This is a genomic window from Schlesneria sp. (genome assembly GCF_036405755.1).
Lineage (GTDB): Bacteria > Planctomycetota > Planctomycetia > Planctomycetales > Planctomycetaceae > Schlesneria > Schlesneria sphaerica.
Map to the genome: position 1 here is coordinate 1 of NZ_DASWWZ010000195.1, position 6,462 is coordinate 6,462.

A 6,462-nucleotide genomic window follows, 5' to 3' on the forward strand; every position below is an offset into this window, starting at 1 on the left:
ATCCGTACCGAAGACATCGCCAGGTTTGGACAGCTCTACCTCCAGAAGGGGAAGTGGAACGGTCAGCAGCTTGTGCCCGAGAAGTGGATCAGCGAGGCGACCGCCCGTCAGACTGCCACAGGAAGCAATCCCGCCAGCGACTGGGACCAGGGGTATGGTTACCAGTTCTGGCGCTGTCGTCATGGTGCATTTCGCGGAGACGGCGCGTTCGGCCAGTATTGCGTTGTCCTGCCGGAACTCGACGCGGTCATTGCCATCACCAGTGGCGTCAAAAATATGCCCGATGTACTGAATGTCGTCTGGGACCGACTCTTGCCCGCGTTTCACGCTGAGCCTCAAGCCCCGAACCCGGAGGCCACCGCCAAACTCAAGCAGACGCTGGCAAGTCTGCGGATTCCGCCGCAAACGGGTGCCGCCATGCCTCCGAAAATCCTGGGTAAGCAGTACGCCATTGCACAGAATAAACACCAACTGGAAGCCGTCCGGTTTGAATCGGGGCCATCTGCAGGGGAGGTTACGATCTCCCTTCGTTGTAACGGGACGGAGTATCCGACCGTCTGTCGCAGCGGGGACTGGACCCGCGGGCGAACGGCATTCAGCGGAGGGGCGTCGCAGCCGGTTGCGGTCAGTGGCGGCTGGACTGCTGACGACACCTTTACGGCCAAGTATTGCTTCTACGAAACACCATTCACCGCCACGGTCCGTTTCAAGTTTACCGGCGATGAGGTTCTGGCGGACTGTCAATACAACGCCAGCTTCGGACCTGCGGCGGATTTCAAGCTGCGAGGCACCACGGGGCCGTCGTCATCGGACAAATGATGAAGCCGGTGAGCCGGGTGATACCGGCGCTCCTGCCCGTCGGCGTGCCCAATGGGAAAGAGACGCCCAGAACGCGAATGCGAAACGATACGAGTCGAGTAGGGCCCCTCAGGCGACCCTGTGCGTTCTCTACGCTGCCTCTACTCTTGCTTGGCACCGGTCGGTGATTCGGGTGTCGGCTTGTCGGAGGGGGGAAGGGCCCTCTTTTTCGCGACGACCTTGCCGATTTGATCGTTCACGTCCTGGTACTGATACTGAAGAATCTCGTCGCCGAGTTGCTGCACCAGCGTGGGCAGGGATTTGCCGTTCGACTGAGATAAATAGCGTACGGTTTGAGCCTCCGTTGCTCGCCCCAGCTCATCCTTCGCGATGATGAGTGCGCCGTCATAGGTGAAGTCTTCCGGTTTGCTGCGAGGGATGTTGGCCCGTGTGCGGGTCCATCCGATCAGATCTCCGTTTGGCGTGTACTTGTACTCATCCTTCCAGGTCTTCGGGGTCTGGATCAGGGGGTCCGCGTAGTTCCCTTTGTCTGTTCCCCCGTGATACGAGACGGACAGGATGCGACCCGATTCGTCATATTCCCGGTCTTCATTGTCAAGAAAGTACCACGTGATGAACGAAGGGGGCGACCAGTGGGTCCCGTTAAACGCGAACACACCGATATCGACGCGGTTCGATTCAATATCACTGTCGGGCTGAATTTTGCGACGAGGGTGCCAGGCCACCGTGATATCCGCTCGGCTCCCCGTCTCGTCGAGAGGTTTCAGAGAAATCAGCGATGGGTCCCCCCGCAGCACGACCCATTGATACTTGAGCGGGTGCCCGTTGAGGTCGATACTTTCTCGTGCGGAGACAATCATCCGGCGGCGAAACTGCATCGAACGCCCCACTCTCGCGATAGCGCAAGCGGTGTCAAACAGGTGCTCACGGTCAGCCGCATCAAAGTAATCCCGCCCGACGATGCCGCGATCCTGTTGCTCGATCCGAAAACGAACGACGGGAGGAATCGTGGTTTCCGTCATGGCATGAGCCGCTTCAATCATCTTGAGCGGATCGATCAGCGTCCCATCAAATACGGACGGGTGTGCCACCCCCGTCAGGTATTCGTCTTCGTTGTTCAATGCCTTGTAGTTGGAGCGAAAAATCTGCTGCAGGGTGGGGGCGATGAACCCGCTGTCGACCAGCTTTTTCTTGACCTCAGGCCGAAATGCAGCCAGCGTGCAGGCCAGGGCATCCAGGAACGGCTGGTCAGTGTAGGAAGATCCCTGGCTGATCAGCACGTAGGGCGTGTTGGCGGGGAACAGATCCCCATAGCCCCCTCCGGAACCGTTGTGGCCGGGATCGTGGTCGGTATGTTCCGGATAAACGTACAGATGGTTCAGGGTGTACTGCCGGGCGAGGGCCGTGATCCAGGTGGGACGTGTGTAGGCCATTCTCACGTTGCTGCGCCACAGCGGAGTCGAGACCAATGATGTGGACGAATTCCCGATCACGACCCCGCCATGGAGAAAGCGGTGCTGAAATCCCTGTTGGATCTCCGACAGAATTTCGGGCTTGTACTCGATCCGGTGCAGTTGCGGGAACTGAGCGTACTTCAGGTTGGAATGATCCGAGTCACAGTTGTCATAAAGATCTCCAAAATTACCTGCAGCGGTCCCTTCCGCGAACCACTTCTTCAGTCGCTTTCCGACTTCGCCATGCTCCAGAATCACAGCAGGCTGCCTGACGGGCTTTTTCCATTGGAACCCGGTCTTCAGCAGGTTAGTGGGCTCGTCCCAGATCGTGTTGTCGGATCCCACCCAGGCGATGTTCTTTTCGAGTTCCGCCGGATGGGGTGTCTTGGGTTCAATTTGCTTTTGAGCGTACTTTTCCATCAATTCCTGAAAATCCGCCCGGTCGCGAATCGAATTGAAGTCTGGGTCCTTCGCTGCGATGCCGACTTGGGCGAATCCCCGTTCGATCGACTCTTTCAACGCCGCCAGACTCTCATCCCCTTTCCCGTTCTTTGCATGGATGCACGCCAGGTTGTACCGGGCGACTCCCGAGAACGGAGCGAGTTTGACAGCCTCGTGCATGAGCCTGAGAGCTTCGTCCTGGTGACCCATGCGTGCCAGCAGCATTCCTCTCAGTTGCAGCTCCTGGCTCTGTTCTGCCAGCGCCGGTCGCCGAAAAAGCTCTAGATCATTGGCGACAGAACACGTCGCAGAGGCGGCAAGTGACAGAGTTGTCAGGCAGAGAAGTCGCGCGATCGAGGCCTTCATGATACGTTCCAGGGGGACCATTCGGACCAAAAGTGCCAGATCAAACAAAGCAGGCTGAAATGCCGTCATTCCATGGTATCGCTGGAGGGGCGATGGAACCACTCAGGTGGGCTGAAGCAAGCCATGCATGCAGCAGCGAGTGACAGCAGTTGGGGGACTCGTTCAAATTATTGATCCCCGCCGTGCTGCCGGGATCGCCGTGGACCGAGTCAGAGTCCATCCCGTATCTCAAGCGATCGCAACACGTTCAATTAGCTTCAGCTCATCCGGCTGAAGCTGGAAGTCCAGAACCTCGAGATCTTCTCGCATGTGATCCACACTGGTCGTACCGGTCAGAGGAAGCATTCCCACATCCCGTGCAAACCGAAACACGATCTGGCAGGGGGTTCGACCGTAGTGCTGCGCGATCTTCAGGACCTGAGGATGAGCCAGCACCGGGCGATTGGCCGTCAGCAGCGAAAAGCCCTGGTAGACAATTCCGTTTGTACGGCAAAAATCACGCACTCTCCCGTCCCAGCCCATGGTCGCGTAACAGCGATTCTGCACGAAATGCGGAGCAATCCGGCAGCGGGCGGTCAGTGTCTGTAGCTGATCCAGAGAGACATTGCTGATTCCCAGGCAGCGGATCAATCCCTGTTCATACAGCGACTCAATGGCACTCCACGCCTCCCAGTCACTTTTGCCCAGGCCGGCTCCTTGCGAAGGCCCATGCAGCACGTACGAGTCAATCCAGGTGGTTCCCAGATGCTGCAGGGAACTGGAGAAGGACTGCTTGACCTGCTCAGCCACCGGCGCCGCCGGGTCATAGGGGAGTCGGTGATCCTGACCGGGGCGAAAGGTGAACTTGGTCTGCAGGAAGAGGTCTTCGCGAGTGACAAGCTGACTCTGAATGGCATCGGCGATGCCAAGTCCGACGGAGGCTTCGTCGTAGTGCTTCCGCTGGTTGGCGGTATCGATTCCTCGAAACCCCGCTTTCAAAGCAGCAACAGTCAACTCCCGCGTCCGCTCTTCCTTCCACGCGGTCCCATAAAGAAAGTCAGGCAGTTTCGCGAGCTCAATCCTGCCCAGTACCGCGGAAGACTCTGACATGAAAATACCCCCGAGTGGATTCGAACCACCGACCTACGGTTTAGGAAACCGTCGCTCTATCCAACTGAGCTACGGGAGCAAGTGTTTACTGTATTTCGAGTTACGTCAAATCAAAAAACCTCGTTTTCGGGTCGTTGACACCCGCTCTGACACCCGGTAGGAGTGTGTCGGTACCTTTCGCTAAGCCATTTTCGAGAGGTGCCGCACACATCAAAGATAGACCTACGGTTCTTTTTTTAGACCGACTGTTCTTTTTCCCACCCGGAACCCGAGTCATGAAACAGTCTAACGGCTCACGAAAACCAGACAAGCCAGCCAAGCCCCATCCGGATTTTCCGCTGTTTCCTCACGCCACCAAACGGTGGGCAAAGAAGATTCGCGGCGAGTTCCACTTCTTCGGGCCGTGGCGAGACCCCGAGGGAGCGCTCGAAGAATGGCTGCGGGTGAAGGACGATCTCCTGGCCGGCCGCAAACCCCGCCCCAAAAACAATGAAGGCCTTGTCACCGTCGAACTGGTGGTGAATGCATTTCTGACGCACAAAGAGCGACTCCGGGATAACGGGGAAATTCAACCCCGCACCTTCACCGAGTTAAATGCGACGGGTGTCAGGATCGCCGATACGTTCGGGAAGCATCGTCTCGCGGCCGATCTGCAGCCGAGCGACTTTGCGGAACTGCGAGCGACGCTGGCAAAGACACGAGGGGCGGTTGCACTCGGAAATGAGATTCAGCGGGTGCGGTCTTTCTTCAAATGGGCTCACGAGGATGGATTGCTCGATAAGCCAATCCGGTTCGGTGCGTCGTTTTGTAAGCCATCCGCGAAGACGGTGCGGATCGAGCAGGCAGAGATTGGCCCCCGAGACCTGACATCGGAAGAGATTCGTAAACTTCTGGAGTCAGCGAACGTGCCGATGAAAGCCATGATCCTGCTCGGAACCAACTGTGGTCTCGGGAACAACGATGTGGCCCGGTTGTCGAAATCGAATGTTGACCTGAAGACCGGGTGGCTGGTCTTCCCACGCCCGAAAACCGGGGTGCCACGTCGCGCCAAGTTGTGGCCTGAGACGATTGATGCGATCAACGTAGTGCTCGCTAAGCGGCCCGAACCCAAGGACCCGGAAGATGCCGACTACCTGTTCGTAACCAAGATGAAAAGTAGCTGGGCGAAGGAGACGGCCGGGAACAACCCCGTCAGCCTGATGTTCAAGAAGCTACTCAAGGAAGAAGAACTTTACCGACCAGGGATTGGCTTTTATTCCTTGCGACGTACGTTCGAAACGGTGGCGGGGGAAACATTGGACCAACCCGCCGTCGACCTGGTCATGGGGCACACGCCTCACGCTAACGACATGGCAGCCAGATACCGCCAACGGATTGGTGATGAACGGTTAGAGAAGGTGGCTGACCACGTGCGGAAGTGGTTGTTCGTTAAGACCACGAATGAGTCCGCGAAGAATGCGGTTGTGAAGAAGAAGGCACCCGTAAAGTAAGCAAAGTAAGCCGGGGGGCTGAGCGAAGTGAGTCTGGAAGTGGTGCGGGGTGTCGTACTGAAGCAGGTGGGAGAGTTCCAACAGCCCGCAATTGGATCAAGACTCTCCACCGCGTCTCGACTGGGATGATGGGCGCCACTGGTCTGTACGATGGATCGGCACTGCTCCTCCACGCAATATCGGCCCGATGGACAATTTTTTTGTGACCATCAGTAACCCACGCTGAAAGATGTTTCGGGACAACAGACGTCGTCATACTCTGGATTGCTACGCGAAATTACCTGTGATATACAGGCGGATAGTTTTGTTGACATTAACACACCGAGACCTCTGGTGAACTTATGGCAAAGAAAATATCGCCGTTCGAAGACGCTGTGACTGCGGTGAAGTCAGCTCAGAAGAAATGGGCGGAAGCGATTGTCGCGGGTGATTGGAACGGAGTGACCAAGTTGTACGCGAAAAGCGGAGACAACTGGCATCGAGATCTGCGATCAAGTGGCGATAGTAAATGTGTTCTCGCTTTCAACCCGACACTCGATGACAGTTTTCTGACGACTCAGGCCGAGGCTCTGCACTATTTTCAGGGCACCGACGAGAAACCCGGCTTTGCCAGGAAGGGATGGATCGCGGTTTTATTCGATCCTACCGAGCATCCTAAAGCACAAAGGTTTATCGCTCCGACTGCCGACGGCGCCGTGGCAATCGGACGCTACGTTTTCGAGAGAGAGAATGCGGTGCTAGACGCATCTGGCCAAGAGGTGCTTGCAGTCGTTCGTCTCGCCGTCGACTATACGTTCGTCTAT

General features: G+C 56.9%; 3 protein-coding genes, 1 tRNA gene and 2 pseudogenes. 3 read left to right on the forward strand and 3 right to left on the reverse strand.

Features of this window, described 5'->3' with window-relative positions:
* Positions 1 to 819, forward strand: a pseudogene (locus VGE80_RS06600) (serine hydrolase domain-containing protein); the annotation flags it as partial.
* A gap of 140 nt (positions 820 to 959) precedes the next feature.
* On the opposite strand, the gene VGE80_RS06605 reads toward VGE80_RS06600, so the two are convergent.
* From VGE80_RS06605 to VGE80_RS06615, 3 genes are all read right to left on the reverse strand, one after another.
* Positions 960 to 3,149: a tetratricopeptide repeat protein gene (locus VGE80_RS06605; RefSeq protein ID WP_440592100.1), complete on the reverse strand. Its 2,190-nt coding sequence runs from the start codon at positions 3,147 to 3,149 to the stop codon at positions 960 to 962.
* 159 nt (positions 3,150 to 3,308) lie between these two features.
* Complete coding sequence (locus VGE80_RS06610) at positions 3,309 to 4,169, reverse strand: aldo/keto reductase family protein (RefSeq protein ID WP_440592101.1); 861 nt, start codon at positions 4,167 to 4,169, stop codon at positions 3,309 to 3,311.
* 5 nt (positions 4,170 to 4,174) lie between these two features.
* A tRNA-Arg gene (locus VGE80_RS06615) sits at positions 4,175 to 4,248 on the reverse strand.
* A 196-nt stretch (positions 4,249 to 4,444) separates the two neighbouring features.
* On the opposite strand from VGE80_RS06615, the gene VGE80_RS06620 reads away from it, so the two are divergent.
* Positions 4,445 to 5,659: a tyrosine-type recombinase/integrase gene (locus VGE80_RS06620; protein ID WP_440592102.1), complete on the forward strand. Its 1,215-nt coding sequence runs from the start codon at positions 4,445 to 4,447 to the stop codon at positions 5,657 to 5,659.
* Positions 5,660 to 6,000: 341 nt separating this feature from the next.
* Positions 6,001 to 6,462 (forward strand): annotated as a pseudogene (locus VGE80_RS06625) (hypothetical protein); the annotation flags it as partial.

Bases quoted from the DNA above. Each gene is read 5' to 3' on its own strand.
- VGE80_RS06605 (WP_440592100.1), bottom strand. From the start codon at position 3,149: ATGACGGCATTTCAGCCTGCTTTGTTTGATCTGGCACTTTTGGTCCGA.
- VGE80_RS06610 (WP_440592101.1), bottom strand. From the start codon at position 4,169: ATGTCAGAGTCTTCCGCGGTACTGGGCAGGATTGAGCTCGCGAAACTG.
- VGE80_RS06620 (WP_440592102.1), top strand. From the start codon at position 4,445: ATGAAACAGTCTAACGGCTCACGAAAACCAGACAAGCCAGCCAAGCCC.